Genomic DNA, 26,241 nt, shown 5'->3' on the forward strand with positions numbered 1-26,241 from the left:
CGCCGGGAGGCTAGACCTCGGAAAGGTAGCTGACCGCTTCTTCGTGAGGCAGGCCGGTGGCTTCGAGGAGATCGACCACCAGCGGCCGGAAGAGCATCACCAGGGCATCGCCGTACAGATCGGTGACCTCCAAATTCGCGGGGTGCAGCCGGGACGCGACGGCGGCAAGTTCGTTGCGGGCCTGGCGCAGGTGGCGTTCGCGCATGGCTGCGGATTCCCCGCCGCCCAGGGCCCGGGCCAGAACATCAACGGCGTCGGCGGTGTCATTGATGACTTCGGAGACTTTCTCCAGCGCTGAATCCGACAGTGCTGCGTGGTTGATCACGGAGGTGGACCGGCGGGCGAAGACCCGGCTGTTGCGGATCGCCAGGTCCAGGTAACTGACGGATCCGCGCAGGTCGCCGAGCTCGGCGAGGTACCGCCGGTAGGCCGGAGAAATCCTCGCGACCTCGCGGGCATCACGGATACTGCGGGCCAGAAGGTCCAGCTGCGGCTGGGTATTCCTGGCCCGGACCAATGCATGCCAGGCCAAGGTCGAGTCGCTGCGGACCAGCGCGTCAGCGGTCTGGCGCAGCACGGCGGAGAGTTCGCTGAGCAGTTCCCGAATGTTGGATTTCGGTTCGCGCCGGGGGTCGCGCGGCGCCAGCATGGTGACGATCAGGGCGAAGATGCCGCCCACCACCGCGTCGGCGCTGCGGGTGAAGACACCGCCGTCGGGCGCCGGAAGCAGCACCACGAGCAGGGACTGCAGTCCCAGCTGGGTGGTGAAGATGACTCCGCGGTCCAGGAAACGCGCCAGCATCAGGGAAGCAAAGAGTACGACGGCGGCCTGCCAGAGACCGGTGCCAAGGACATGGAGCAGCGCCTCACCGATCGTGATGCCCAGCGTGCAGCCGATTCCGACCTCCAGCACCCGGCGGGTCCGCGGTTCCCGGGAAAAGCCGAGCGATATCAGGGCAGCGGTCGCTGCGAACAGCGGACCTTCGTGGCCGAGTACATATTCAGCAAAGGCATAGGCACCCACCGCGCAGATTGTCATCTGCAGTGCGGGGATGACCGAGGCTCCGCTGCGCTTCACCCCTACCCGGAACCGGTCCCGCAGGAACCCGCGGCTGGCGGCGATACGGTTACGGGCTGGCATGGGATTAGTCTAGGACGGCTCCGCCGAAGTGCCGACCCGGCGAGTCACTATGACCGGCAGATGGCCGGCTGGATCTATGCCCGCTTGTTTCCGGACCCTGTGGAAACAAGCGGGAGGCCTGAACGCTACGGGAATTCCCCCAGTGCTTGGCCCCAGTTCACTTTTTGTTCACTTTGGGAGGGCACGCTCAGTTGCGGGACGGGAAATCCGCCCAGGAACACGGTCTCCCGGCGCTCTTGGCGCCGGAAATGCCACCACACCCTTGAAAGGGAACAACAACGTGAAGGTATTGAGCTTGGGCCGCACCGCGGCCGTTCTTTCGGCATCCGCCCTGGCCCTGGCCGCCTGTGGCTCTGACAACGCCACCGGCGCCGCCGCCGGCACAGATGCCGCGGCCTCCGCCTCGACCGCCTCCGGAACGCTTACCGGGGCAGGGGCCAGCTCGCAGTCTGCCGCCATGGACGCCTGGATCGCCGGGTTCAACTCCGCCAACCCCACCGCCTCGGTCCAGTACTCACCGGACGGCTCGGGCGCAGGCCGCGAAGCCCTGCTGGCGGGAGGGGTGCAGTTCGCTGGAACGGACGCCTACCTGTCGGACGAGGAAGCCGCATCGTCCCTTGAAGTCTGCGGTCCCGACGGTGCCCTCCACATTCCCGCCTACATTTCCCCCATCGCCATCGCGTTCAATCTCGAGGCTGTGGAGGAACTGAACCTCGACGCTGACACCCTCGCCGGGATCTTCCGCGGCGAGATCACCGTGTGGAACGATCCGGCCATTACCGGCCAGAACGAGGGCACGGAACTGCCGGCCACCGCCATCACGGTGGTCCACCGGTCGGACGAGTCGGGAACCACGGAAAACTTCACTGAATTCCTCGCCGCTGCGGCTCCGTCGGTCTGGACCGATGAGCCCGACGGCGAATGGCCAGCCGCGCTAAGCGGCCAGGAAAACGCCCAGGGCACCAGCGGCGTCGTATCGGCAGCCAGCGCTACAGAAGGCGCAATCACCTACGCGGACGCCTCAGCCGTCGGAACCATGGGCACGGTAGCCGTGAAGGTGGGTGATGACTACGTTGCCTACACCCCTGATGCGGCGGCGAAGGCCGTGGAGGCTTCGACTCCGGTAGAGGGAGAGGGACGTCCGGAGCTGGATATGGCCATGGAACTTGCCCGGGACACCACTGAATCCGGTGCCTACCCTGTGGTGTTGGTCTCCTATCACCTCTACTGCACTGCGTATGAGGACCAGGAAACTGTGGACTTGGTGAAGGCTTTTGGCCACTACGTGGTCAGTGCTGAGGGCCAGGCAGCCGCGGCCGATGCCGCAGGCAACGCCCCGTTGTCCGCTAACCTGCAGGAACAGGCTTCGAAAGCTCTCGATTCCATCAAGGTTGCTTCCTGAAACCAAGAGCTGAAGGGACAGTCCCCGCGCCGCGCCGCGGGCGCAGCGCGGGGCATTCGCCCGGTCCGGGCCCAGCTTGAATCTCATCGATGGACAGTGAAAACTGGCGAGTGCGGTGTCTTGTCCACAACGTAATGCAAAAGTGCCAACAAAGTTCGAAGGGTTGTGCAGTGTCAAGCAAGTCAATACAGGGCACCGGCGGTGCCGGGCGCGCGGGGGACAAAGTCTTCTCCGGCATCACGCTCCTGGCAGGATGCCTCATCCTGACTGTCCTGTTCGCCGTCGCAGCCTTCCTGCTGTGGCAGGCACTCCCCACCTTCACCGCATCCTCATCGGACATCTCAGGCGGCTCGGGCTTCCTGGCCTACATCTTCCCGCTGGTGATCGGCACGGTCATTGCCGCCACCATCGCACTGCTGATTGCAACTCCCGTGGGAATCGGCGTCGCCCTGTTTATTTCCCACTATGCGCCGCGCAGGCTCGCCCAGACCCTTGGCTACGTCGTGGACCTGCTGGCCGCCATTCCGTCAGTGGTCTACGGAGCCTGGGGCATGACCGTGCTGGCACCCGCACTAGTGGGCCCGTACAACTGGCTTGCCGATAACGCAGGCTGGTTCCCCCTCTTCACCGGACCCGCGAGCCAGACGGGCAAGACCATGCTCACCGCCGGCATCGTCCTTGCAGTCATGGTCCTGCCGATCATCACCTCGCTGAGCCGGGAGATCTTCCTGCAGACTCCCAAGCTCCATGAGGAAGCAGCCCTGGCCATGGGCGCCACCCGCTGGGAAATGATCCGCATGTCCGTCTTCCCCTTCGCGCGTCCGGGCATTATCAGCGCCGTGATGCTGGGACTGGGCCGCGCCCTCGGAGAGACCATGGCCGTAGCCCTGGTGCTGTCCTCCGGCGGCCTCATCGCCAGCCTGATCCGGCCCGGCAACCAGACGATCGCCGCGGAAATCGCACTGAATTTCCCCGAGGCGTACGGCCTGCGCCTCTCTGAGCTGATCGCCGCAGGCCTGGTCCTCTTCGTGATCACGCTGATCGTGAACGTCATTGCCCGCTGGATCATCAGCCGCCACAAAGAATTCTCGGGAGCCAACTGATGATTGACACCACTTTGACCCGCTCCTCATCACTGACCAAGAACCGGCTGCCGGGCTATGCCATGTGGGCCGTCCTGGCGGCCTCGGTCATCCTGGGCGCTGCGCTTTCCGCTCTCCTCGGCTTCCATATCGCATCGTTCGCGATCTTCTCCGCCGTCCTTTTCGTGGCTGCCGGAACAATCCTCACCCGCGTCGTCGAAGGCAGCCGCCGGGCCGCGGACCGCTTCGCCACGAACCTGATCTACGGTGCCTTCATCCTGGCGCTGGTCCCGCTGGTCTCGGTGATCTTTACCGTGCTGGTGCGCGGCATCCCCGGCCTCAGCCCGGACTTCCTGTTTACTTCCATGGGCGGCATGACCGGCACCGTGGACAACAACACCGTGGAGACCGGGGGACCGGTCCTCGGCGGTGCCTACCACGCGATCATGGGCACCCTGCTGATCACGCTGTGGGCGACGGTCATCTCCGTGCCGATCGGCCTGCTCACCGCCGTCTACCTTGTCGAGTACAGCAAGGGCGGCCCCCTTGCCCGTGCCATCACGTTCTTTGTCGACGTGATGACCGGCATCCCCTCGATCGTCGCGGGCCTGTTCGCCGCCGCGTTCTTCGGCCTGCTGTTCGGGCCGGGTACCCGCACCGGCTTTGTTGCCGCCGTCGCGCTCTCCGTCCTGATGATCCCCGTGGTGGTGCGCTCGACGGAGGAAATGCTCAAGATCGTCCCGAACGAGCTGCGCGAGGCCGCCTATGCACTGGGCGTGCGCAAATGGCGGACCATCCTCAAGGTCGTGGTGCCCACTGCCATCTCCGGCATTGCCTCCGGCGTTACCCTGGCGATAGCCCGCGTTATTGGCGAGACCGCACCGCTGCTGGTGACGGCCGGCTTTGTGAACACCATCAACCTCAACGTGTTTGCCGGCTGGATGGCCAGCCTTCCGACCTTCATTTACCGGCAGCTGATGAGCCCGACCTCACCGACCAACACCGACCCGAGCACGCAGCGTGCCTGGGCCGCCGCCCTGCTGCTGATCGTGATGGTCATGCTGCTGAACCTTGCCGCACGGCTGGTCGCGCGAATCTTCGCGCCGAAGACCGGCCGCTGACCTCCAGACCGACCCGGCCGCTGCTGCGGCACAGGACATCCGTACGGATGTCCACCGGAACAGAACAGAAGGAAACACATGTCCAAGCGAATCGACGTCAAGGGCCTCAACGTCTACTACGGCGACTTCCTGGCCGTCGAAGACGTCAGCATCAAGATGGAACCGCGCTCGGTGACCGCGTTCATCGGCCCGTCCGGCTGCGGCAAGTCCACCTTCCTGCGCACGCTGAACCGGATGCATGAAGTCCTTCCCGGTGCCCGCGTGGAGGGTGAAGTCCTGCTCGACGGCGAAAACCTCTACGGCCCCGGCGTCGATCCCGTGACCGTCCGGAGCCACATCGGCATGGTGTTCCAGCGCCCGAACCCGTTCCCCACCATGTCCATCCGTGACAATGTGCTGGCCGGCGTGAAGCTGAACAACAAGCGGATCTCCAAGTCCGACGCCGATGACCTGGTGGAGAAGTCCCTCACCGGCGCGAACCTGTGGCGCGAGGTCAAGGACCGGCTGAACAAGCCCGGCTCAGGCCTCTCCGGCGGCCAGCAGCAGCGCCTGTGCATTGCCCGGGCGATTGCGGTCTCACCCGAGGTGATCCTGATGGATGAGCCCTGCTCGGCCCTGGACCCCATTTCAACGCTGGCCATCGAGGACCTCATCGAGGAGCTCAAGAGCGACTACACGGTCGTGATCGTCACGCACAACATGCAGCAGGCCGCACGGGTCTCGGACAAGACGGCGTTCTTCAATATCGCCGGCACCGGCAAGCCCGGCAAGCTCATTGAGTATGACGACACCACGGTGATCTTCAACAATCCGTCAGTGAAGGCCACGGAGGACTACGTCTCAGGCCGCTTCGGTTAACCCGGAGTTTTTGCAGGCGGAGGCCGGCCTCAGAGCAGCGGACTGAGCGCCAGGAAGAAGATCCCGCCCAGCAGGGCTGCAGCCGGTGCAGTGATCAGCCACGTGACCAGGATCTCGCGAAGCGGAATGAACCGTACCGCGGCAAAGCGGCGGTTGGCTCCCGCACCGACAATCGCGGACGTCATGGTCTGGGTGCTGGAGAGTGGAATGTGCAGCCACAGCCCGCCCAGGAAGAGCATCGCCGTGGCTACGGCCTGCGCGCTCATGCCGCGCAGCGGATCAATGCGCACCAGCCGGTAGCCAAGGGTGTGGGTGATCCGCCATCCGCCGAACAGTGCGCCCGCAGCAAGGGCGCCTCCGGCGAACAGCTGCACCCCCCAGGGGATTTGGCCGCCGGTCGAGTAGCCCGCAGCCACCAGACCCAGGACAATCACTGCCATGGTCCGCTGCCCGTCCTGCATGCCGTGACCCAGTGAAAAGGCCGCGGACAGCACGGACTGCGCAATCCGGTTGCCGGCGTCCCCCCGGCGCAGCGAGCTGTACCGCATCAGCCACATCACGGGATACACCAGCAGATAGGCCAGAACAAAGGCAATCACGGGGGAGAGCAGCAGGGGCAGGGCGATCTGGTCCCAGAGCACCCGGAACGACTCGGAGATGCTCTGCCCGCCAACGAGCGTGGATGCCGCTCCGGAACCCACAATGCCGCCTACAAGGGCGTGTGTGGAGGAGGATGGCATTCTGCGCAGCCACGTCCATAAACCCCACGCACAGGCCGCTGCCAGCCCGGCTATGAGGATCCCCAGCCCGCTGCTTCCGGCGGGCAGCTTGATGAACAGATCCGCCAGGACCAATGCCAGGGTGGTACTCATCAGCGCGCCCAGGAGATTAAAGACGCTGGCCGAGACGACGGCGGCGCCTGGGGTCAATGCCCGGGTCCGCAGCGCGGCCGCAACGGAGTTGGAGACGTCGTGGAAGCCGTTGATGAAGGCGTAGCAGCCCGCAAAGGCGATCACGGCGACGAGCAGGGCGGTGGTCACCTACGATTCCCGCACCAGGATGTTGCCTACGTAGGTTCCCACGCGGCGCAGTTCCTTCGACGCCGCCGCGAGCTGGTCTGCGAGGTCCCGGTGGCGGATGTAGGAGAGGGCTTTGTGGTCGTTGGCGAGCTCCGCCAGCCACATGCGGTGGGTCCGTTCCACGCGTTTGCTCAGGCGCAGCATCTCAATCCAGTAGTCCTCGAGGTCCTCCAGAGAGGCGAGGGTCCGCATGGCGGCAACCGTCAGCTCGGACTGCCGGCCAACGACTTCGAGCTGTTCGGCCGCCCTGCGGGAGACGTTCGTCAGTTTGTAGAGGGAAATGATCTCAGCCGCACTGTCGAGGCGCTCCATTGCCGCCAGCAGAATGAGGGAGAGGTCGTACAGGTCTTCGCGGGGGAGCGGGTTGATGAAGCTGGTCCGCATCTGCGTCATCAGCGCGAAATGGAGCTCCGTTGTCTCCGCTTCCAGCGCGTGGAGTTCCTCGGCCAGCCGGGGAAACTCCGCCGGCTCGGCACCAAGGGCCTCGGAAAGGGTGGCCGTACCGCGCACGGCCTGCGACGCCATCCGGGACAGCAGGTCAAGGCCGGCATTCTCCTGCGGGAAAAGGCGGAGCTTCATCGGGTGGACCTGGGCTGCTGGGGGGTCGTCACACCGGTAAGAATATCCGATGGAGGAAAGAGTAACGGTGCCGAACCGGGAGCGCCTCTCGGCGGAAGGCCGCTCGAAGCGGCTCTAAGTTGAAGCCCGGGGGTTCCGCGGTCCGACACCAGTTTCAGTTTTCTACTCCCCGTCTCCGATGTCAACTGCGCTGTCCACAGGCCCGGAGCAGCGGGTTGATGGTCAGTCCAGCTCGCCGCGGCGCCACGCTTCAGCCGAATGTTCCAGGTCTTCAGCGGTCAAAACCAGCTGCCGGGCGTTGCGGGTCAGCTCGGTGGCACGCTCGCTGTTGGCCGTCTCAGTGGAGTCCGCGTGATGCGTTTCACCGAGGGCCACCACGCGGCAGAAAGCGGCGAAGCGTTCCAGGGCGACGTCGAAATCTCCCTCGAAGGCACCGGAGAGAATCGTGTCGGCCATGGCCCGCACTTCGTCAGCGCCAAGGGGCTCGGCGACTCCTGCCACGACCTTGGACACCTGCGCGGCTTCCTTGCCGGCCGCATAGTAGGACGCGACCCGCTCAGGATTCTGCTGGACCGCGGCCCGCAGTGCGTACAGGCGCCAGAGCGCGCCCGGAAGTGACCGTGCCGGACTGGTGGCCCAGATCTCGGCAATGGCTTCCAGGCCCTGCTGGTCAGCAAGCTCGACCAGGCGCCGTGTAACCTCCGGATCATCGCTCTGCCTGCCATGGTGGACCAGTGCCTGGGCGGCCAGATGGGCAGCTTCCGAGACGCGGGCCGGGTCTGCGCCGCCGGGGTGGTTGGCGAAGTCCATGGGCGCGTAGAGCTTTGGCTTGTGGTGACGGGGAACCGATGCATTCGACTCAGTCATATTTTGAGAATACTCCCGCCGGAACCGGGAATCGAGGCGGCTTCCGGCAGGCGGAAACGCTGCCAGCCGCGCCTTGGCCCAGCACGGCCTGCGAGGGGTTTCCACGATTCGTAAGCCGTGCGATAAAGTGGAAAAGTCGACACGCCCGGAGTATTCCGCGGCCAGTTGGCGGGGGGCCTTTAGCTCAGTTGGTAGAGCATCGGACTTTTAATCCGTGGGTCGTGGGTTCGAGCCCCACAGGGCCCACCCTGCGCCGAACGGCGAAGAAGCACCCCGGTTCATCTGAACCGGGGTGCTTCTTGCTTTTGTCCACCTGCGGGGCGTTATTCCTCAGCCTCTGCCGCCGGGCGCTTGAGGAGCTTATGGGTGCCGTCGCACCACGGCTTGATCTTGGATCCGGTGCAGCGGCACAAGGCCACGGTTTCCCGGTTCTTCGGAATTACCGTTCCGTCGTCGGCCTGCACCTCGAAGTCTCCACGGACCAGCAGCGGCCCTCCGGGGCAGGATGTCAGGCTCACGGCGTCAGGGTCCGCGCTGTCCCCTGCTGCCACGACCCTGATTCCAGTGCTCTTGATGGTCGCAGCCGGGATGGTCGCAGCCGGGCCGGACGGCGCGGCACTCATGCCGGGACCCCGACGGCGGCGGCATCGGCCGCGAGGGCGGCCGCGGCACCGGAACCCTGCCCCGGGAGCTCGCGGAGGGCCGAGCAGCCTTCCGTCCAGGCGGCAAGCTGCTCCTCGCCCTGGAGGGCGTCCAGCGTCAGCACGGTCGAGGCGCCAAACAGAATGTCCGCCAGGAGTTCCGGCTCCGCTTCGGCAAGCCCTCCGGCCAGGTCCCGGGCAGCAATCTGCTCATGGACCGCATCTGCCTCGACGTGCTCATCGAAGTAGAACGTGACGTCCTCCCCGTAGCCCGCGCGCTTGAATCCCCTGGCGTAGAACGAGTTGGGGATCGAGGAGGTCATCTCAAACGCAGCCAGGTGCCCGGCGATCGAACCGCGCAGGCGCCGGTTCAGGCCGAAGAGGGACATGGCGTTCGATGAGGCCAGGACCAGGGCGGAAACACGGTCCAGGTAGTAGCCGTAGCGCGTATCCAGTCCCAGCCCCTCCATGGTGCGGGCGAACAGCAGGGAATGCATCCGCTCCGGCCGCCCGCCCCCGTATTCATCGGCCTGGATTTCTACCAGCGCAGCCTTGGCCCGCCCAACCGCCAGGCGGGGAATCGCCCAGCTGTGGGGATCCGCTTCGCGCAGTTGATAGACAGAACGCAAAACCAGGAACTCCCGCAGCTGGTCCTCGGTCGCGTGCCGGGCGATGAACCGGGAAACGCTCGGTCCGTCGTCATCCGCGGCCATGGCGAACAGGGCCTGGGCCACCTGCTCTGCCTCGGGGGCGGGCAGGGCGGGTACGTGCACTTCCTCCCGCAGGGCCGCCTCGAAGGCCGCTTCGAGCAAGCGCCGGACCTTGATCAGCTCCGGCTGCCATTCCATGTCGGGATCCACCCCGTCCAGGCCGCTGTAGTGGAGCTCAAACAAGCAGAACAGCGCCAGCTGCACATCATCGTGCCGAAGGATGTCCCCGGCCGCGTCGAGGACGTCACGGGCGGTCGCCTCCAGCCTCCGGTACGCGTCCGGAGAAGCCTCCGGGCCAGACTGAAGGACATCCAAGAGTGCGGAGGTGAGCTCTCCCCGCGGAGCAGGTACCAACATGTAGTTCCTTAGGTGTGAGGCGTCATGCGATGCTTGATTTTTACGAAGAAGACTTCCGAAAACGTCGTCCATCAGCATACTTGGTATTTTGCGGCACTGTCCGCCGCACAGTTCGCAGCCCGCTCAGCCCGCTCAGTCAGCACCGTGAAGGGAGCACTCCGCCTATGCCAGGCATGGATAACGGCTTCCTGGCCGCCTTCCCCGCCCTCCTGCTGGCTGCCGCGGCTGTCCTCCTTGGTGTTCCTGCGATGGATTCGGCACTTCGGAGGGGCGACGGCGAACGGCTCTTCTGGATTGGCCTCACGGGTGTGCTCACTGCCGTCGCCGCCGTGGCGTGGGCAGGGGTCTCAGGTCCGGGTGCTGCTGCCGTCACCGGGCTGGCCGTGATGGCGGGTTCAGCAGCCGGAGGATTATGGCTGCGGCGCAGGCACGTGCGAAGGCTGGCTGCCCGCCGCAGGAAACTGCGGAAAACCCGGATCCAAGCGCTGGCGCAGCGGCGCCAGGCTGTGCTGCTGGACTGGAGTTCCTACGAACTCGATCCCTGGAAGGGCAGTGAGTATCCGGGGATCTCGGATGTGCGGGAAGTTGAGACCAGCAGGCTTGCCCGGGCAGCCGCCGCGGCAGAGGCTGCGCAGGCGGCGGCGGAGTCAGAGCCCGGGAGCGACGAAGCAGTGCAGCTCTGTGCCTCGGCCGTGGATCAGCTCGAGGAAGCCTGGGAAGAGGCACGAGCTGCCGCACGCCGGCGGGCCGGGTAGCGTCGGGCCGGCTGTTCAACGCAGGAATTCGGATCGCAGCACCGGTTAACCGGAGTTAATTGGGGTTAATTGGAGCTGGCTCCCGCCTCTGCATATGGGGGGAACGCAGAGAGGGGAGCCAGTCATCACAGTATACTGATGCCTGTTCGAAGAATCCAATCAGGGGGAAGCAATGGGGATTGCCGCCAAGGCATTCCAGACTTGGCGCACCTCTGTGGCGCCAGGGGAATCTACGAGCGACCTCTGCCGGAAGACCGGAATCAAGCGCTCGACCCTCGCACAGCAGCTGGTGCGCGGAACAGTGTCGGTAGACACCGTGGTGCGCGTGGCCCGCGCCTTCGACGAGGATCCGGTCATCGCCCTGTCTGCTTTTCCCGAATTCGAGGGACTGGCTGAGGGCCGCCGTGCGCCCACTGATGCAGAGCTCATCAGCCAGGTGTCCTATCCCTGCATTCTGCGCACCCTCCTGACAAGGGCCGCATCAGAGCCAGAATCCGGCCTCCAGCTGGAACAGTGCGTTTTTCCGTATGCCGGTTCAGTGCGTCTGTGGTTCGAAGCCATCGATGCAGGGGACCTGCGCCAGCGGCTCTCGGCCGCCACGGGGATCGCCCCGCAGAATATTTCTGCCCAGCTAAGCGCGGAACGGCTGGCGCCTGACGTCGCAGTCCAGGCGGCGCGCCTGTCAGGCGTTTCCCTTACCAGCGGACTGGTTGTCACCGGCGTGCTGCAGCCTGAAGAAGGCGGCTGGCCTCCGGGGGCCAGGGAACAAGCTGTCGCAGGTTTGTCCGACGTCGAACTGGTCACCCTTGCGCGGGACCGGCTGGATGCACTTGCCAAAGTTTTGCGGAAACGCGAACACGACGAAAAATATGACCACGCACTTTTGGAGAACTTGGGATGACCGCAGGAGTTGCCGTCCAGATGACGGCTTTTGGGATCAGTTCCCTCTTCGCACTTTTCCGCCTGCCGGACGCAATCCGGGGGCGCAACCGCATGATGTTCGCGTGCATGGTGCTGATATCCGTGTCCGTGGGTTTGAGTCTGCCCGCAATCTATACCGCTGTTGACCCGCTGGTGGGAGGCGTGAACATTGCCAACCTTTTCCTAAGGATGGCGCTGTACGGTGTCTTCGTCATCCTCGGCGTGCGCGGCGCAGCGGCTTTTGGTGCCGACTGGGCGAAGAAGCTGATCATTGGGCCGGTCGGGCTGGTGGTCCTGGGCATCATCGTTGCGCTGACCGTCGGATTCTTCGTCGCCAGTGACCTGCCTGCCACGTCTACCAGCCTGTACGCCTATGACGACCAGGTTTCCGTCCAGGTCTACGCCATGCTGGGGCGGCTCTACCCTGCCTATGTCGCGGCTTGTGTGTGCGCTCCGGCGCTCGCCGCATCCCGCAATACCTGCTACCGCCTGCCGCACCGAATCGGGGCCGGACTCATGGGTATCGGACTCGCCATCGTCGTGGTCTTCACGGCGCTCGCCCTCGTCGCCGATCTCGGGGCCTTCATGCTGCTCCTGCCATTTTCTGCGGTCATCCTCGTCACGGTGGGTCTTGCCATCATGTGGGCGTCACACCGCCGGCAAATGATCCGGCCCCGGCCGAGTCCGCTAGCCGAAAGTTACAGAAACGTGAGTTGAATTTCACAGATTTTGTTCACATATTCATGCTGGTGTGCCAGACTAATGAATATGTAACGTCCGCTGCCTGTGGGGGGTCAGCGTGAAGTTGCTAATGAAGCCAGCGGCCCAACAGGCCGCTGGCTTCACCTTTTTCCATCCTGTTGGAACGCGCAGGCTATTGGGCGTCCAGGTCCGTTTCCAGGATCTTGACCAGCTCGTCCAGCGCAGCGTCTGCGCCATCGCCTTCCGCCCGCAGGACAACCACGTCTCCGTGTGACGCGCCCAGGCTCATCAGGGAAAGCATGGACGAGGCATCCATTGCCTCTTCCGCAGAATCGCCTTCCATGGCGATCGTTACCTCCACCGGCTGGGCCGCGGCTGCTTCCGCAAAAAGTGAGGCGGGGCGGGCATGCAGTCCCACCCTGCTGGCGATGGTTGCTTGGCGTTCAGCCATTGGTATGTCCTTCCATTAGGTCATCAGGAATGCTTTACAGGCCGAGCTGCTCCAGGATGGGTAGCTTGCGCCTCACCTGGGTACGCCCCTCGGCTGCGGTTTCGGCGGCCAGGGCGAGTGCCGCCAGCTCCTGGGCCTGGGGGAGGGTCACGGAGGCCAGGACCGCACCCACGGTAGAAAGAGCCCGGGGAGTCATGGACAACGTGTTCACGCCCAGCCCGGTCAGCACGACGGCGAGGGCCGGGTCTGCCGCTGCTTCCCCGCAGACACCCACACTGCGCACAGTTCCGTCCACGTCCCCCGCTGCGGCACCGCCGGCCACGGTTGCGGCAATGAGCTGCAGGACAGCCGGCTGCCAGGGGTCGTTAAGGGACGCCAGTGTTCCGAGCTGCCGGTCGGCCGCCATGGTGTACTGCGTCAGGTCATTGGTGCCCAGGGACGCAAACTTAACCCGCGACAAGACTGCCCTGGACATGATCGCAGCGGCAGGCACTTCGATCATGACGCCCGGCGTTGCCAGCCCTGCGGCGCCGCACATCACCGCGAAGTCGGCCGCTTCATCGGCGGTGGAAATCATCGGTGCCATCACCCATACATCCGATTCATGGGAACCGGCCGCCGCGGCAATCGCCTCCAGCTGCCTTGTGAGGACTCCGGGGGAGGACCGGTCCGTACGGAACCCGCGGACCCCAAGTGCCGGATTGGGTTCGGTGGCGTCCGTCAGGAACGGCAGCGGCTTGTCCGCCCCGGCGTCCAGTGTCCGGATCACCACCTTGCGGCCCGGAAAGGCCTCAAACACTGCGCCGTAGGCGGCGACCTGCTCCTCAATGCTTGGTTCGGTGTCGCGGCCAAGGAAACAGAACTCCGTCCGCAGCAGTCCCACGCCTTCCGCCCCGGCCGCGGCTGCCGCTACGGCATCCTTGCCCGAACCCACGTTGGCGAGCAGGGGGACGCGGTGGCCGTCCGACGTCGTACCCACTCCGTTGAAGGCTGGAAGGGAGCCCCGTGAGGCGTACTTCTGTGCTGCCTCGCGTTCGGCAACTCCGGGGTTCACGACGACTGTCCCCGTGGCGCCGTCCAGGTAGATTTCTGCACCGTCAACGATCGAATCAGCGCTCGCTGCTCCCACGACGGCGGGCAGGCCGAGGGACCGGGCCAGGATGGCGGTATGCGACTGCGGGCCGCCGCCGCTGGTGACGAGTCCGATCACCAGTGCCGGGTCGAGTGTCGCAGTGTCCGCCGGTGCCAGTTCCTCTGCGGTCAGGATGAAGGGAACGTCCGACGCCGGTATGCCGGGCGCCGGCAGGCCGTCCAGCTCGGCGACGATGCGGGCACGCACGTCCAGCACGTCCTGGGTCCGCTCTGCCATGTACCCGCCCAGGCTCTGAAGCATGGAAGCGACCTCCAGGCCTGCTTCCCAGATGGCCCGGTCGGCTGCCATCCCGTTGTTGATGTGCTTCCCGGCTGCCTTGAGGAGCATGGGGTCCGTTGCCATCATCGCGGTCGCATCAAGGACGGCCTTGGCATCGCCTGAAGCCGCTGCGGACCGGCGCTTGAGGTCTTCGCGCACGTTTTCCGCGGCGTCCTTCAGGCGTGCCTTTTCCCCGTCCACGGAACTGCGGGGCCCGAACTTGAGGCCGGCATCCGGTTCCGGAACGGGCGGCGGCATCCGCAGAGACGGGCCCAGCACCCGGCCCGGGCTGACTCCGATTCCCTTGATGGTGCGCATTAAAGTACCTCTCTGTGGGTCCCGCGGCGGTTCCTAGGCAACAATGGGTTCCGTCGTGTTCTTTGGCGATGTTGCCCGTTTCAGGCCGACCAGGACAAGCGCGCTGACGACCATGCCGGCGAGGATTGCGACGATGAACATCAGGATGTTCCCGATTGCAAAGAAGACGAAGATCCCGCCGTGGGGTGCCTGCGACGTTACTCCCGCGGCCATGCAGATTGCACCGGCAGTAGCTCCGCCCAGCATGGTGGAGGGGATAACCCGCAGCGGATCGGAGGCTGCGAAGGGAATCGCGCCTTCCGAAATGAATGCCGCGCCCAGCAGCCAGGCGGCCTTGCCGTTCTCCCGGAGGGCCATGCTGAACTGGCTCTTGTCCAGCACGGTCGCCAGCGCCATGCCCAGCGGCGGAACCATGCCTGCGGCCATGACCGCGGCCATGATCTGCCAGGGTGCCTGGTTGTCGAAGGCGCCCTCGCTCAGCCCGGCTACGGCAAAGGCGTAGGCCACCTTGTTGATCGGTCCGCCGAGGTCGGCGCCCATCATCAGGCCCAGGATCACGCCCAGCCCCACAGCGGCGACGCCGGTCAGGCCGGACAGCCAGTCGTTCAGGGCAAGTGTCAGCGCGGCGATGGGTCCGCCAAGGACCAGTAGCAGCAAACCGGACGCTATGAGGGAGGCGAGGAGCGGAATGATAACCACGGGCATGAGTCCGCGAAGCCAGCTTGGGACCTTCCAATGCCCCACCCACATGGCTACGTAACCGGCCAACAAGCCGCCGGCGATGCCGCCGAGGAAGCCTGCATCCATGTACACGGCCACGGCGCCTGCCGTGAACCCGGGTGCGATGCCCGGGCGGTCCGCCAGGGCGTAGGCGATGTAGCCGGCCAGGGCCGGGACCAGGAAAGCCAGGGAGATGTTGCCGATCTTCCAGAAAACCGCTCCCAGATAGGCCACCAGCCCCTCGGGCGGAAGGTTGAAGAGCCCAGTTCCGTCAAGCATGTTATCGCCGTTGGCAACCCCGGCGTCGTCGGAGAGTGAGAGCTCATAGCCGCCGAGCAGGAAGCCGAGGGCGATCAGCAGGCCGCCGCCGGCGACGAAGGGGATCATGTAGCTGACGCCGGTGAGCAGGGCCCGTTTGAGCTGCCCGCCGAAGTTCTCTCCGCCCGAAGATGCCCGCTCCTCGCCGCCGCCTCCGCCTCCGGAAACCTTCCGGGAATTGGGGTCCTTGGCGGCTGCCAGGGCTTCGTCGATCATCACGCCGGGCTCGTCGATGCCTCGCTTGACGGGGCCGCTGACCACAGGCTTTCCGCCGAAGCGGCCCTTGTCCCGGACATCCACGTCAACGGCGAAAATCACCGCCGAGGCGTTCTTGATCACCTCGGGGTCCAGCGGGGTGGAACCGGCCGATCCCTGGGTCTCGACCTGCAGGTCTATGCCGCGTTCAGCTGCGGCCGCAGCGAGGGAATCCGCAGCCATGTAGGTATGGGCAATTCCTGTGGGACAGGCTGTGACTGCCACGAGGCTCTCCGGCCTGGGACCGGATGCCGACGCCGGTTCGTCTCCTGCTGTTGCGGTTCCGCCGCCGCCGCTCACGGTCCCCGCGGGGTTTTCCGAACCTGCTCCGGCGCCTGCGGGGGTGGCGCCTGCTGCGGCACCTCCGGCAGCCGCTGCAGATGCTCCGCCTGGATGGTCTGCGGCGGATGCACCGGATCCGGCGTCCGTGGAGCCGGTGGCGGGAGCCGGGGTTGTCCGGGGTGCCGGTCCCAGCCCCAGTGCACCGTCCACGAGTTCCACGACCGCCTGAGGCGTTGCTGCGTTGCGAAGGGCTGATGTGAAGTCCTTCTTGATCAGTGACCGCGCAAGTTTTGCCAGCAGCTGCAGGTGTTCCTGGTCGGCGCCTTCAGGAGCGGCGATGAAGAACACGATGTCCGCCGGGCCGTCCTTGGCGCCCCAGTCCACCGGAGGTTTCAGCCGTGCCATGGCCAGGCTCGCCTGGGTGACGGCGGCGGATCGACAGTGTGGAATGGCTATCCCGCCCGGTACGCCCGTGGCGGTTTTCTGCTCACGGGCCATCGCATCTCCGAAGAGCTCGTCAAAACTGGTGGCCCGGCCGGTGGCCACGACCTTTTCGGCAAGGTGGCGGATGACCTGCTCACGCGTTGTGCCCAGGTCCTGGTCGAGGGTTACCAGGTCTGGAATGATCAAATCTGACATCAGTCTTGCTCCTTAGGCATGGTTGATGCAGGACCGCCCCGGGGAATTACGGGCGGAACCGGATGCAGTTCGAGTGGACTGACCGTCACCGCCCCCGGTTCGGTTTGCTCCATCGAAGGCACGGTGGAGCCAGGAAGGGACGCAGCTGCCGCGCCGTGGGCGACAGCTTGGCGCAGGCAGTCAGGAGGAGCCTGTCCCGCCGTCGCCGCCAGGAGGTACCCGGCCAGCGAAGAGTCACCCGCACCGACCGTGGACCGCGCAGCCACGGGCGGACGGGTAGCCAGCCAGGCGCCGTCGCGAGTTACCAGCAGGGCGCCCTTTGCACCCAGCGTGGCCAGGACAGCGCCGACTCCGCGCTCGATCAGTGTCATGGCGGCGCTCGCCGCCAAGGGAGGGTTCGCTTCGAGTTCCTCGCCGGAGGCGATGCCTGTGACCTCGGAAAGTTCCTCGCCGTTGGGTTTGAGCAGGTCCGGGGCGGCATCATGGAGCAGTGCTCCCAGCAGGGGAACGCCGGATGAATCGAGGGCAAGCAGTGGTGCCGCTGCACCGAACCGTTCGCGGACGGCGCGGGCGGCGACCGCGTAGAAGTCCGCCGGAAGACCCGGTGGCAGCGAGCCGGCCAGCACCAGCCAGCTTGCCGGCATGGAATCCCCGGGGCCGGCGCAGGCATCCACTGTGAGGGCCACAAGGCTCTCCAGCAGGGACGTGTCCAGCTCCGGTCCGGGAAGGTTGACCTTCGTGGTGGTGCCGTCCGGCTCGGTCAGCGTCAGGTTCGCCCGGAGAGCAGTACCGATGGGGAGGTTGCGGTAATCAATGTCCGCCGCACGGAGCCCGGCCATGACGGGATCCGAGTCGTCACCGGGCAGGACTGCAATGCAGTCAGTGCCGGAGGCTTTCAGCGCCCGGCAGACGTTTACGCCCTTGCCGCCGGATTCCTCGTAGCTGCCAGCGGCCCGTTGGACAGCCCCGCGCATCAGGGTGCCGGCGAGTTCAATCGTCCTGTCGAGGCTCGGGTTGGCGGTGAGCGTCACTATGGCGCCCCGGTTCATTGCTGCGTACATGTGCCCCCGTAATCAGTGGCCGCGGCGCACGGGTATGCGCTGTCCTGCAACGGTAGATTCCTGTCCAACCCATTTGCAATGGCTTCCCGGAAGGCCGGTCCGCTGCGTCCCCAAACGCCGCGGCGAGCACTGGCGGCCCCTAGTGTGGAGTCATGCACCACGTTCTCTGGTCCGCTCCCGAAAACGAGCGCACCGGCACCCACCTGCTGGTCATGCTGCACGGGTACGGCTCTGACGAGGCTGCCATGGCCGGGCTCTTTGGCCGGCTGCCCGCCGGAATTACCTGTGCTGCGCTCCGCGGGCCGTTCGACGTCGGCGGGCGCTTCGGCTGGTTCCTGCTGGATCCGCTGCTGGCATCGGATCCGGCTGAGGTGCTGGCGGCCGGATCCGCACTGCTGGCGACCATCACGGAGCTGCAGCAGCAGGGAACGTTCACCGGCGTCTCGCTGCTGGGCTTCTCACAGGGGATGGCCATGGCCGTGACAGCCTTGCGGTTGAGGCCTGCGGCGTTTACCTGCGTTGTCGGCCTGTCCGGGTTTGTGGTTCCCAGTGAACTGCTCGCCATGGCGGAACCCCTGGCGGACCCCGTGCCCTTCTTCTGGGGAAGGGACCGCGAGGACTGGGTCATCCATCCCGACGCCGTGCTTGCGGCCGAATCCTGGCTGGCTGCCAACACCTTCCTGACTGCGCGCACCTACCCCGGCATGGGGCACCGGATAGGTGCGGACGAAGTGCGCGACATAGGTGTTTTCCTGAACAGATTCGTGCGGAACACAAAAAAATATAAGCTCCCTGATTAAGCCTCTGACTAGGCACGATGTTCCTAGCGGTGGTTATTTTGGGGCGATTCGAGTTCGCGTAAGGTTACTTATGAAGTAGGCTTAGGGAAAGCGTTGCCCACAGGCAGCGCGGACTTTCACTAGTCACTCACACAGCAAGGAGTATTCACATGGGTATCATTGCTTTCCTTATTCTGGGACTCATTGCAGGCGCCATTGCGAAGGCTCTGCTTCCGGGACGCCAGGGCGGCGGATGGATCATCACCTTGGTCCTCGGTGTCGTTGGCGCCCTGCTGGGCGGTTTCATCGGTAACGCGATCTTCGGCATTGGTCTTGAGGAATTCTTCTCGATCCAGACGTGGATCGTAGCCATCCTCGGCTCCGTGATCGTCCTGCTGGTTTACGGCATGATCACCAAGCGCGGTGCTCGGGCCTAGTAAGGCACGGCTGCGGGTTCTGCCCGCAGCCAGAAAACGGGCCCACGGATTTGCTTCCGTGGGCCCGTTCTCTTTTAAGTCCGCTCGCGTAGGCTGATGGGCGGACATCGGCGATTGTAAGGAGCGTTCATGGGCTTCAAGACCAACAGTGCACTGCGGCTTGCAGGCGGTGCCGTCTTCGACCGTGACGGCAGACCCAAATCACACATTGCCCGGGGCATCGAACGGGCCGTGGAAGTCCAGCGGCCACTGGTCCTTGCCAACATCCGCAGGCTGCAGCGCAGGCACCCCGACGCGTCCGCCGCGGAACTCGTGAAAATCCTGGAACACCACTACCTCGCAGCCGTCGCCGGAGGCGGAGCGGCAGTGGGTGCGACGGCTGTAATCCCGGCGGTTGGTACTGCTGCCGCGCTGGGCCTCTCCGCAGCCGCGACCGTTGGCTTCCTCGAAGCCACGGCCCTGTACGCCCAGTCTGTCGCTGAGATCCACGGCGTTAGGCTCCAGGACCCCGAGCGCTCGCGGACCGTGGTCATGGCCATCATGCTCGGTGAAGAGGGCACTGCCATGATGCAGCAGCTCGGCAAGGGCCAGCCGTGGGGCAACGCCCTCGGCGGCGCCTCCTCCGGGATGCTGGGCAGCCTCGGTGCGACCATCCGGCGCCAGTTCATGAAGAAGATGCTTGCCCGCCAGGGATCCGTCATCATTGGGCGGGCGCTGCCACTGGGGGTTGGCGCCGTTATTGGCGGGGCCGGCAACTACACGATGGGCCGGTCCGTCATCAAGGCAGCCCACCGCGCGTTCGGTGAGGCACCCGAGTCCATTCCGGGAGAGCTTGCCGAGGAAATCCAGGCGCTCCCTGACAAGCGGCCGGCCTAGCCGAAAACCGCGTGCGCGACGGTAAAGATGGCCAGGCCGGCGAGTGAGCCGACCACTGTGCCGTTGATGCGGATGAACTGCAGGTCCTTGCCGACCTGCAGTTCAATCTTTTCCGAGGTCTCCTCGGCATCCCAGCGTTCCACCGTTTCCGTGATGACGCCGGCAATGTCCTTGCGGTAGGTCCGGACCAGGTAACCCGCGGCATCAGCCACCCAGGCGTTGACCTTGGCGGCCAGCTCCGGATCGCTGACCAGCCGCGTGCCAAAGTCCTGCACGGCTGACTTGAAGTTGGTGGTCAGTTCGCTGGCCGGATCGTCAACGGCCTCGGCCAGGGCGTTCTTGATGGTGCTCCATGTCTGGGTGACCAGTTCCTTTACCCGCGGATCATCCAGCACCTGTTCCTTGATGCGCTCGGCCTTGGCCATGGCTTCCGGATCATGCTGCAGGTCGTTGGCCAAGCCGCGCAGGTAGTCATCGAGCGCCCGCCGTACCTGGTGGTTCGGATCGTCCTGCACAGCTTCGAGGAAGCGGGTGAGCTCTACCTGGACACGTTCACCGACCAGGTCGTCCAGGAAGCCGGGAACCCATGAGGGCGAGCGTTCCGATACCAGCCGCGAAACTACGTGGGGATTCTGTTCAACCCATTCGGTGAGGCTGTCCACGAGCAGGTCGACCAGTTTGTGGTGGTGCCCTTCGTCGAATACCTTTTCAGCCATCCGTCCCACCGGAGGCCCCCACGGGACGTCAACCACGTGCCTGCGGAAGATGGACTCAAGGACTTCCCGGACTGCCTCGTCGTCGAGCACCCGCAGGAGCCCGCGGATCGCCGCCGCGCCTTCAGCGGCCACCCGCGCGGCGCTCTCGGGCCGGGACAGCCAGGCTCCGGCCCGTTCGGCAACTCCGATCGAGGCCAGTTTCGCTTCGACGACCTCGTCCGAGAGGAAGTTGTCCTCCACGAAGTCGCCCAGCGTGGCACCGATCTGGTCCTTGTTGCGGGGAATGATGGCCGTGTGCGGGATTTTCAGGCCCAGGGGATGCTTGAACAGTGCAGTGACGGCGAACCAGTCCGCCAGGGCACCCACCATGCCGCCCTCGGCGGCGGCACGCACGTACTGCAGCCAGGGGTACTGGTCCTGGAGGGCGAATGCGAAAACGAAAATGATGCCCAGGATCACCAGCAGGCCGGTGGCCACCAGCTTCATCCGCCGCAGGGCAGCGGCTTTGACGGCGTCCTTTTCCAGCAGCGGCGTGCTCATGGGCGCACCTCCGGAACAAACCGGCACCGCAGGGGCGGGAGAACACGCCGGGCAGTAGGGTTCAAGGACGTCAGGCAAGCGGACATTCAGGCAACTCCCAAAACTTAGGTGCGGTCCTGCGAAGTCCAGGCACCGGGGTTTTCCCGCAGTGCCTGTGTGGACCGGCACTGCCATCTAACCAGCCCCGGGTCCCTGCGCGCCACGCATCGCGCCGGGTGCGGACCGCCCGGGGACTGTCGGTGATCTCGCGTAGGCTGGATCCAGTTCCCGAACAGCGCACCGGAAGGTCCTGCATGCGATCCCTCATCTATGCCCACCGGGGTTCCAGCGGCGAGTACGCCGAGCACACCCGCGCCGCGTACCTGCAGGCCCTGGCCGACGGCGCTGACGGGCTGGAGTGCGACGTCCACCTCAGCAGTGACCGGCAGGCCGTGCTCATCCATGACTCCACAGTGGACCGGACCTCGTCCGGCTCCGGCGCCGTCGCGGGTATCTCCCTTGACCAGCTGCGGCTGCTGGATTTCAGCGCCTGGAAGGGCGTTGTCCTGCCGGAAGGGTTCGGAACGGCAGCAGAGCAGCTGCTGTCCCTGTCCGATCTGCTGGACCTGCTCTCCGGCGTCGAGCGGGAAATCGGGCTGGCCATCGAGTTCAAACAGCCGGGTCCGTTTGGCCTGGAACTGGAGGACACCGTCCTGGCGTTGCTCCGCTCACGCGGCTGGGACCCTGAAACCTCGCGGCTGGGATCGGTCACTGTGAGTTTCATGAGCTTCAGTCCCGAATCCGTCCAGTATCTGCTGGGAAATGTTCCCGCAGGGTTCGTATGCCAGCTGCTGTCCGACGTCGACGACGCCGCTGTTGCCGAGGCCGCGGCGCTGCTTCCCGCAGGATCGGATGCTGCCGGCGTGCTGCACGGCGCGCTGGCCGCCGGCGAGCAGCTGCTCACGGACGGCAGTGCCGGCATCGCCGGGCCGGGCGTGGAGTACCTGCGGGCCCACCCCGAGCGGGTAGCGGCCTGGGCGGACGCCGGCCGGACCGTACGGGCCTGGACCGTGGACACCGAAGCCGATGCCACCGCCGCCTTCGCGCTGGGAGTCCGCGAGTTCACGACGAACTATCCGGCACGCCTGCGGGAGGTTCTTTCCAGGCTCGACGCCGCCGTGCAGGCACACTAAGGCTGCGCACCGGACCCATAGGCGGCTGCCGGGAGCGTGTGGTTGAGTGGTGCAATGGCCACTCCAATCGAGGACTACGCCCTGCTTTCGGACCTCCACACCGGCGCCCTGGTGTCGCGGAACGGAAGCATTGACTGGCTCTGCCTTCCGCGGTTCGATTCGCCCTCCGTCTTCGGTGCCCTGCTCGGCAGCAAGGACCACGGCCGGTGGCTGGTGGCACCCTCCGCTCCGGGCGCACGGGTGCTGCACCGGGCCTACCTGGATTCCACCTTCATCCTGCAGACCCACTGGCGGACTGACTCCGGGGAAGTCCTCGTCACGGACTTCATGCCGGTCAAGGACCGCAGGGCCTCCGTGGTGCGGCGGATCGAGGGCCTGAGCGGCCGCGTAGAGATGCGCCAGGAGCTCGAGGTCCGCTTCAATTACGGCACCACCGTCCCGTGGATGCGCCGCGACAGGCAGGGCGGTGCCGAGCGGCTGCTGGCCATTGCCGGGCCCGGTGCCATGGTGCTCCACGGAGGCAACATTCCGCACGGCAGCGACCATCACCACACAGGAAGCTTCATCGTCGGAGAAAAGGAGCAGGTGGACCTGGAGCTGGTGTGGTATCCCTCCCACCGGCCCGCCCCCAAGCGCAACGACATTGACGCCTGCCTGGCCTCCACCACTGCCTACTGGCGGAACTGGTCGGGGCTCTGCGTTGACAGCGCCCGCTACCAGGAACCGGTGCTGCGCTCACTGCTGGTGCTCCGGGCGCTGACCCATGAGGACACCGGCGGCATAGTCGCTGCTCCCACCACGTCACTGCCGGAGGAGTTTGGCGGTACGCGGAACTGGGACTACCGCTACTGCTGGCTGCGGGATGCGGCCCTCACCCTCGAAGCAATGATGACCCACGGGTACTCGGAGGAAGCCCTGCACTGGCGCAACTGGCTGCTGCGGGCGGTGGCGGGGGATCCGGATGACCTGCAGATCATGTACGCGGTGGACGGCGGCCGGGACCTCCCCGAGCGCATCCTGACGCAGTTCACGGGCCATGCCGGTGCCGTCCCCGTGCGGATCGGAAACGGAGCAGTTGACCAGTACCAGGCCGACGTCGTCGGCACCGTCATGGTGGCCCTCGCCCGCCTGCGGGACCGCGGGATCCAGGAAGACGGTTTCTCCTGGCCGCTGCAGCGGGCCCTGCTCGGGTTCCTGGAACGCCATTTGGAGGACCCGGACCACGGGATCTGGGAGGTTAGGGGGGAGCCGCGCTTCTTCACCCATTCGCGGGTGATGATGTGGGCTGCCTTCGACCGGGCTGCACGCGCTGCCAGCCAGGACGGGCTGTCCGGGCCGGTGGAAATCTGGGAAGCCCTGCGGGACGGACTGCGGGCGGAGATCATAGACAAGGGCTACGACGCCGGCCGCAATACCTTCGTGCAGTCTTACGGGAGCTCGCTGCCGGACGCCGCCCTGCTCCAGCTGCCGCAGGTGGGGTTCCTGGACTATGACGATCCACGGATGCTCGGGACCGTGGAATTCCTGGAACAGGAACTTCTCAATCCTGCCGGGCTGCTGCTTCGCTACCGCAGCGAGTCCGGCGTCGACGGTCTGGAGCCGGGCGAAAACCCCTTCCTGGCCTGCAGTTTCTGGCTGGTGGAGCAGTATGCCCGGACTGGCCGGAGCGCCGATGCCGGGGCCCTGATGGACCAGCTTGTAGGGTATGCGAACGAGGTAGGGCTGCTCAGCGAGGAATATGACACCAGCGGTGACCGCATGGCGGGGAACTTTCCTCAGGCGTTTTCCCATCTGGCCCTGGTGCGCGCTGCCGACGCGATCCAGTCGGCGCCGGCCGCCGCTCAGCAGCCGAGCCACCAGCCGGTTCCACCGATGGAAAGAAGCTTATGAACAAGCAGTCCGCCTCAGCCGCTGCCCTGGCCGCGCTGCTCAGCGTCAGCGCCGTCAACCACTTCCGCAGCCCGGGGTTCTACGCGCAGGTGGTGCCGCGGAGCCTCTGCCGGGACAAGCAGGGCCGGTTTGGTGTCCTGACGCGGAGCCAGTGGATCAGCACCAGCGGTGCGGCAGAGATTGCCGCCGCAGCGGGTTTGCTGGTTCCGGCCACCCGCCGGGCCGCGGCCACAGGCACGGCACTGATGTTCGCCGCGTTTATTGCCGGCCACGTCAGTGCGCTTGAGCGTGCCTTTGGGGAGCGGGGCTCGGACCGAGAGCGGGTCATCCACAGCCTGCGGTTGCCCCTCCAGCTTCCGCTTATCCGCTGGGCCTGGAGCCTCAGGAAGGCTTAAATGCTCCCGCCCGCCCCTGGAAGGGACGGACGGGAAACGCGGTGGGGAGCTAGTTCAGCCCCGGCTGGAAGACCACCTTGATGCAGCCGTCTTCCTTCTTCTGGAACTTCTCATACAGCTCAGGGGCTGCCTCCAGCCCTGCCCGGTGGGTCACCAGGTCCAGTACCCCCAGCGGATCGGCGGGGTCCTCGACCAGCGGCAGCAGGTCATCCACCCAGCGCTTCACATTGGCCTGGCCCATGCGGAAGTTGAGCTGCTTGTCGAACATGGTCATCAGCGGCATGGGGCTTGCCGTGCCGCCGTAGACGCCGCTTAGCGAGATCGTGCCGCCGCGGCGCACGGCGTCGATGGCGCTGTGCACAACGGAGAGGCGGTCCATTCCCGCAGTCTCCATGGCTTTCTGGGCCAGCGCATCAGGGAGCAGGCCCACGGCTGCCTGGGCGAAAGCGCCCACGTGGGAGCCGTGTGCTTCCATGCCCACGGCGTCCACCACGGAATCCGGGCCGCGGCCCTGCGTCATCTCCCTCAGCTCATCGCCAAGGTCCTTGGAGAAGTCCAGCACTTCAACGCCGTGGCGTGCTGCCAGTTCCCGCCGCTCCGCCTCGGGTTCGATGCCGATGACCCGGTAGCCCAGATGCGTGCCGATCCGCGCCGCGAACTGGCCCACCGGGCCCAGCCCGTAAACGGCAAGGGTGCCGCCGTCGGGCACGTTGGCGTACTGCACGCCCTGCCAGGCGGTGGGAAGAATGTCCGAAAGGAAAAGGTACTTGTCGTCCGGGCCTTCGGAGCTGACCTTGATGGGGCCGTAGTCGGCGTGCGGGACGCGCAGGTACTCGGCCTGCCCGCCCGGAACGGAACCGTAGAGTTCGGAGTAGCCGAACAGCGCTGCGCCGGAACCCTTTTCGCGGACCTGGGTGACCTCGCACTGGGTCTGGAGGCCCTGGCGGCACATAAAGCACTGGCCGCAGGCGATCTGGAAGGGGATGACCACGCGGTCGCCGGGCTTGAGGTTGGTGACGGCGCTGCCGACCTCTTCGACAATGCCCATGGGCTCGTGGCCCACGATGTCCCCGGCGTTCATGTACGGGCCCAGGACTTCATACAGGTGAAGGTCCGAACCGCAGAGTGCGGTAGAGGTGATGCGGATGATGGCGTCCGTTGGCTGTTCGATCACCGGATCCGGTACTTCTTCGACGCTGACCTTGCGCTTGCCCTGCCATGTGACTGCCTTCATGCTGCCTCCTGCTCGTTTGCTGCGGGATACGTTGCCCCATCCTGCCAAATTTATAAGGCTGCTGACAATTAGGCGGCGTGGCGTGCGGAAACCCGGGGGGACTGCAGAAGGCAGGCTGCGCCCTTAGCTCAGCCGGCGGAACGCTTTCGGATCGCGCTGCAGGAAGGCCATGTCGAAGGCCTGGTCGTTGGTGAGCGGCGGGCCCTGCTCGGGGGAGGCGGCATGCCCGCAGGCGGGCAGGCGGGCAGGCAATTGGATCGAGACGGTGGTGTGTCCGGTGCCCAGGGGTACTGAGGGGATTTTATCCGCGAGGACAAGCAGTTCATCCAGTGCGGACGCGTCCAAATGGTGCGCCTTGGACAGGTTGACGGTCACATGGGCACCCAGCGAGGCGGTGTTCCGGAGGATGTCGAACAGGTCCAGGCACGTCTCCGCGGCCAGGCAACCGCGCACTTCGACGCACGCTGTTGAGCTCTTAGTGTCGATTCTTACCAGTACCCGCAGGCTGTGCTCCATGCCAACTCCACGCACG

26 protein-coding genes and 1 tRNA gene are annotated in these 26,241 nt (G+C 65.6%); 14 read left to right on the forward strand and 13 right to left on the reverse strand.

Annotation, left to right across the window (positions count from 1 at the left end):
- Window positions 1-10 precede the first annotated feature (10 nt).
- Window positions 11-1,141, reverse strand: a complete 1,131-nt coding sequence (locus NF551_RS00570; RefSeq protein WP_227896532.1) for an FUSC family protein — start codon at window positions 1,139-1,141, stop codon at window positions 11-13.
- 280 nt (window positions 1,142-1,421) lie between these two features.
- Here NF551_RS00570 and pstS point away from each other — a divergent pair, with 280 nt between their 5' ends.
- From pstS to pstB, 4 genes are all read left to right on the forward strand, one after another.
- Window positions 1,422-2,543: a phosphate ABC transporter substrate-binding protein PstS gene (gene pstS, locus NF551_RS00575; protein WP_227896533.1), complete on the forward strand. Its 1,122-nt coding sequence runs from the start codon at window positions 1,422-1,424 to the stop codon at window positions 2,541-2,543.
- A gap of 134 nt (window positions 2,544-2,677) precedes the next feature.
- Window positions 2,678-3,646, forward strand: coding sequence for a phosphate ABC transporter permease subunit PstC (pstC, locus tag NF551_RS00580; protein WP_231704561.1), 969 nt, complete (start codon window positions 2,678-2,680; stop codon window positions 3,644-3,646).
- A gap of 2 nt (window positions 3,647-3,648) precedes the next feature.
- Window positions 3,649-4,746: a phosphate ABC transporter permease PstA gene (gene pstA, locus NF551_RS00585; protein WP_423721987.1), complete on the forward strand. Its 1,098-nt coding sequence runs from the start codon at window positions 3,649-3,651 to the stop codon at window positions 4,744-4,746.
- Between the two features lie 78 nt (window positions 4,747-4,824).
- Window positions 4,825-5,604 carry a phosphate ABC transporter ATP-binding protein PstB gene (gene pstB, locus NF551_RS00590; RefSeq protein WP_227896536.1) on the forward strand — a complete coding sequence of 260 codons (780 nt, stop codon included), beginning with the start codon at window positions 4,825-4,827 and terminating at the stop codon, window positions 5,602-5,604.
- Window positions 5,605-5,633: 29 nt separating this feature from the next.
- Here pstB and NF551_RS00595 read toward each other — a convergent pair whose 3' ends face one another.
- From NF551_RS00595 to NF551_RS00605, 3 genes are all read right to left on the reverse strand, one after another.
- Entirely contained in the window at window positions 5,634-6,644 is a 1,011-nt protein-coding gene (locus NF551_RS00595) for an inorganic phosphate transporter (protein WP_227896537.1), read from the reverse strand.
- Window positions 6,645-7,262, reverse strand: coding sequence for a DUF47 domain-containing protein (locus tag NF551_RS00600; protein WP_227896538.1), 618 nt, complete (start codon window positions 7,260-7,262; stop codon window positions 6,645-6,647).
- Window positions 7,263-7,484: 222 nt separating this feature from the next.
- On the reverse strand, window positions 7,485-8,129 hold the full coding sequence (locus tag NF551_RS00605) for a hypothetical protein (protein WP_227896539.1): 645 nt from the start codon (window positions 8,127-8,129) through the stop codon (window positions 7,485-7,487).
- A 173-nt stretch (window positions 8,130-8,302) separates the two neighbouring features.
- Between NF551_RS00605 and NF551_RS00610 the strand changes: the two genes are divergently transcribed.
- Window positions 8,303-8,375 (forward strand) — tRNA-Lys (locus NF551_RS00610).
- Window positions 8,376-8,452: 77 nt separating this feature from the next.
- On the opposite strand, the gene NF551_RS00615 is transcribed toward NF551_RS00610, so the two are convergent.
- Entirely contained in the window at window positions 8,453-8,752 is a 300-nt protein-coding gene (locus NF551_RS00615; RefSeq protein ID WP_341482276.1) for a CDGSH iron-sulfur domain-containing protein, read from the reverse strand.
- Window positions 8,749-9,837 (reverse strand): iron-containing redox enzyme family protein, encoded by a 1,089-nt coding sequence (locus NF551_RS00620; protein ID WP_227896540.1) that lies wholly within the window; start codon window positions 9,835-9,837, stop codon window positions 8,749-8,751. The genes NF551_RS00615 and NF551_RS00620 overlap by 4 nt, the downstream gene beginning before the upstream one ends.
- A gap of 164 nt (window positions 9,838-10,001) precedes the next feature.
- Between NF551_RS00620 and NF551_RS00625 the strand changes: the two genes are divergently transcribed.
- From NF551_RS00625 to NF551_RS00635, 3 genes are all read left to right on the forward strand, one after another.
- On the forward strand, window positions 10,002-10,592 hold the full coding sequence (locus NF551_RS00625; protein ID WP_227896541.1) for a hypothetical protein: 591 nt from the start codon (window positions 10,002-10,004) through the stop codon (window positions 10,590-10,592).
- 172 nt (window positions 10,593-10,764) lie between these two features.
- Complete coding sequence (locus tag NF551_RS00630) at window positions 10,765-11,493, forward strand: helix-turn-helix domain-containing protein (protein ID WP_227896542.1); 729 nt, start codon at window positions 10,765-10,767, stop codon at window positions 11,491-11,493.
- A complete protein-coding gene (locus NF551_RS00635; RefSeq protein WP_227896543.1) occupies window positions 11,490-12,230 on the forward strand; it encodes a hypothetical protein in 741 nt (246 codons plus the stop codon). Before NF551_RS00630 ends, NF551_RS00635 begins: the two co-directional genes overlap by 4 nt.
- 157 nt (window positions 12,231-12,387) lie before the next feature.
- On the opposite strand, the gene NF551_RS00640 is transcribed toward NF551_RS00635, so the two are convergent.
- The 4 genes from NF551_RS00640 to NF551_RS00655 are packed head-to-tail and all read right to left on the reverse strand — an operon-like array spanning window position 12,388 to window position 17,670.
- A complete protein-coding gene (locus NF551_RS00640; protein ID WP_227896544.1) occupies window positions 12,388-12,666 on the reverse strand; it encodes an HPr family phosphocarrier protein in 279 nt (92 codons plus the stop codon).
- A gap of 34 nt (window positions 12,667-12,700) precedes the next feature.
- Window positions 12,701-14,395, reverse strand: a complete 1,695-nt coding sequence (ptsP, locus tag NF551_RS00645; protein WP_227896545.1) for a phosphoenolpyruvate--protein phosphotransferase — start codon at window positions 14,393-14,395, stop codon at window positions 12,701-12,703.
- 33 nt (window positions 14,396-14,428) lie between these two features.
- The gene (locus NF551_RS00650; RefSeq protein ID WP_227896546.1) at window positions 14,429-16,609 is read right to left on the reverse strand and encodes a PTS fructose transporter subunit IIABC; all 2,181 of its coding nucleotides are present in this window, start codon (window positions 16,607-16,609) and stop codon (window positions 14,429-14,431) included.
- A complete protein-coding gene (locus tag NF551_RS00655) occupies window positions 16,609-17,670 on the reverse strand; it encodes a 1-phosphofructokinase family hexose kinase (RefSeq protein ID WP_227896547.1) in 1,062 nt (353 codons plus the stop codon). The genes NF551_RS00650 and NF551_RS00655 overlap by 1 nt, the downstream gene beginning before the upstream one ends.
- A 152-nt stretch (window positions 17,671-17,822) precedes the next feature.
- On the opposite strand from NF551_RS00655, the gene NF551_RS00660 reads away from it, so the two are divergent.
- The 3 genes from NF551_RS00660 to NF551_RS00670 all read left to right on the forward strand — a co-directional run bounded on the left by NF551_RS00660 (window position 17,823) and on the right by NF551_RS00670 (window position 19,762).
- A complete protein-coding gene (locus NF551_RS00660; protein WP_227896548.1) occupies window positions 17,823-18,470 on the forward strand; it encodes an alpha/beta hydrolase in 648 nt (215 codons plus the stop codon).
- 149 nt (window positions 18,471-18,619) lie between these two features.
- Window positions 18,620-18,886 carry a GlsB/YeaQ/YmgE family stress response membrane protein gene (locus tag NF551_RS00665; RefSeq protein ID WP_227896549.1) on the forward strand — a complete coding sequence of 89 codons (267 nt, stop codon included), beginning with the start codon at window positions 18,620-18,622 and terminating at the stop codon, window positions 18,884-18,886.
- 129 nt (window positions 18,887-19,015) lie between these two features.
- On the forward strand, window positions 19,016-19,762 hold the full coding sequence (locus NF551_RS00670; protein WP_227896550.1) for a hypothetical protein: 747 nt from the start codon (window positions 19,016-19,018) through the stop codon (window positions 19,760-19,762).
- On the opposite strand, the gene NF551_RS00675 is transcribed toward NF551_RS00670, so the two are convergent.
- Window positions 19,759-21,018: a DUF445 domain-containing protein gene (locus NF551_RS00675; RefSeq protein ID WP_227896551.1), complete on the reverse strand. Its 1,260-nt coding sequence runs from the start codon at window positions 21,016-21,018 to the stop codon at window positions 19,759-19,761. The two genes, NF551_RS00670 and NF551_RS00675, sit on opposite strands and share 4 nt — an antisense overlap.
- A gap of 293 nt (window positions 21,019-21,311) precedes the next feature.
- Here NF551_RS00675 and NF551_RS00680 point away from each other — a divergent pair, with 293 nt between their 5' ends.
- Genes NF551_RS00680 through NF551_RS00690 form a run of 3 tightly spaced genes read left to right on the forward strand, consistent with a single transcriptional unit; the run spans window position 21,312 to window position 24,475 of the window.
- Window positions 21,312-22,190: a glycerophosphodiester phosphodiesterase gene (locus tag NF551_RS00680; RefSeq protein ID WP_227896552.1), complete on the forward strand. Its 879-nt coding sequence runs from the start codon at window positions 21,312-21,314 to the stop codon at window positions 22,188-22,190.
- Between the two features lie 36 nt (window positions 22,191-22,226).
- Window positions 22,227-24,080 carry a glycoside hydrolase family 15 protein gene (locus NF551_RS00685; protein ID WP_227896553.1) on the forward strand — a complete coding sequence of 618 codons (1,854 nt, stop codon included), beginning with the start codon at window positions 22,227-22,229 and terminating at the stop codon, window positions 24,078-24,080.
- The gene (locus NF551_RS00690) at window positions 24,077-24,475 is read left to right on the forward strand and encodes a DoxX family protein (protein WP_227896554.1); all 399 of its coding nucleotides are present in this window, start codon (window positions 24,077-24,079) and stop codon (window positions 24,473-24,475) included. Before NF551_RS00685 ends, NF551_RS00690 begins: the two co-directional genes overlap by 4 nt.
- Window positions 24,476-24,524: 49 nt before the next feature.
- Here NF551_RS00690 and NF551_RS00695 read toward each other — a convergent pair whose 3' ends face one another.
- Window positions 24,525-25,709: a zinc-dependent alcohol dehydrogenase gene (locus NF551_RS00695; protein ID WP_227896555.1), complete on the reverse strand. Its 1,185-nt coding sequence runs from the start codon at window positions 25,707-25,709 to the stop codon at window positions 24,525-24,527.
- Between the two features lie 123 nt (window positions 25,710-25,832).
- Window positions 25,833-26,225 (reverse strand): hypothetical protein, encoded by a 393-nt coding sequence (locus NF551_RS00700; RefSeq protein WP_227896556.1) that lies wholly within the window; start codon window positions 26,223-26,225, stop codon window positions 25,833-25,835.
- Window positions 26,226-26,241: the final 16 nt, after the last annotated feature.

Source organism: Arthrobacter caoxuetaonis (assembly GCF_023921125.1).
GTDB lineage: Bacteria > Actinomycetota > Actinomycetes > Actinomycetales > Micrococcaceae > Arthrobacter_B > Arthrobacter_B caoxuetaonis.